The sequence below is a fragment of the Streptomyces sp. NPDC004111 genome, assembly GCF_042874215.1.
Lineage (GTDB): Bacteria > Actinomycetota > Actinomycetes > Streptomycetales > Streptomycetaceae > Streptomyces.
In genome coordinates this window covers 1-1,451 of the sequence record NZ_JBIAMU010000062.1, presented here as the reverse complement: position 1 = coordinate 1,451, position 1,451 = coordinate 1, and the positions used below count along the sequence as shown (strand labels likewise).

The 1,451-nt window shown below is 69.0% G+C and carries 1 protein-coding gene; it reads left to right on the top strand.

What is annotated here, in order from left to right; genetic code table 11:
• Positions 1-69: 69 nt before the first annotated feature.
• Positions 70-1,335, top strand: coding sequence for an IS701 family transposase (locus ACFYVL_RS44640; protein ID WP_389255935.1), 1,266 nt, complete (start codon positions 70-72; stop codon positions 1,333-1,335).
• Positions 1,336-1,451: the final 116 nt, after the last annotated feature.

The window sequence follows — 1,451 nt, the reverse complement described above, 5'->3', positions numbered from 1 at the left end:
CTAGTAGTGCTTGGTCATGTGGGATCTGTGATGGCGTGTCTTCTTGATCGGCGGTGTCGTTGACTGGATGTGCTGAGTGAGGAGTTGGCTGCGGTCCGGTGTGATCTGGAGGACTTCGCGGCGGAGATGTTCGAGCCGTTTTCGCGGGCGGATCAGCGACGGTGGGGCGGGGTCTATCTGCGGGGCCTGCTGCTGGACGGCGGACGCAAGTCGGTGGAGCCGATGGCCGCCCGCCTGGGCGAGGACGGGAACCGGCAGGCCCTGGCCCACTTCGTCACTTCCAGCCCGTGGGATGCGGTGCATGTGCGGGCCCGGTTGGCCTGGCGGATGCAGCCGGTCATCAAGCCCACCGCGCTGATCATCGATGACACCGGGTTCCTCAAGGACGGGGAGGCGTCCGCGTGCGTGACCCGGCAGTACACCGGCACGGCGGGCAAAGTCACCAACTGCCAGGCCGGCGTCTCTCTGCACCTGGCTTCCCACGGTGCCTCGGCGGCGGTGAACTGGCGTCTGTTCCTGCCCGGGAGCTGGGACCCCGCCTCGCCGAAGGCAGATCCGGCCAAAGTGGCCCGCCGTGCCAGATGCGCCATTCCTGCCGAGGTGGGGCATGTCGAGAAGTGGCAGCTGGCTCTCGACATGATCGACGAGACGCGGTCCTGGGGCATCGAGGTGCCCCAGGTCATCGCCGACGGCGGCTACGGGGACACCGCCGTCTTCCGGATCGGCCTGGAGGAACGCGGTCTCGATTACGTGGTGGGCATCTCGGCCACAACCACCGCACAGCCCGAGGACGCACAGCCTTGCACCCCGGCCTACTCCGGCCTGGGCCGACGGCCGGTCCCGGCCTACCCCGAGCCGGCGCAGCGGGTGAAGGACCTGGTCATCGCGGCCGGGAAACGCGCCGCGCGGCCGGTGCAGTGGCGGGAGGGATCGAGGCCGGGCAGTGGCCGCAGCGGGCACAAGCGCATGTACTCGCGCTTCGTGGCCTTGCGGATCCGGCCCGCCGGGCGCGAGATCCGCCAGGCCACGGCCACCGCCGAGCTTCCGGTCCGCTGGCTGCTGGCCGAATGGCCCGCCGACCAGGCCGAGCCCGTCCAGTTCTGGCTCGCCAACCTGCCCGAGACCACTCCGCTGCCCGTCCTCGTGCGCACCGCGAAACTCCGCTGGCGCATCGAAAACGACTACCGCGAGATGAAGCAGACCCTGGGCCTGGCCCACTTCGAAGGCCGAACCTGGCCGGGCTGGCACCACCACGTCACCCTCGTCTCGGTCGCCCACGCCTTCTGCACCCTGCAGCGACTGAGCCGATCCCCAAAAGAGACGGCGTCGGCCTGAGCCTCTACCAAGTCGTTCGCGAGCTGCAGTCACTCCTCGCGATCTGGTCCGGCGCCTGCCCCACCTGTCACCGCAACATGCCCGACCCCGCACCAACATGACCAAGCACTACTAGT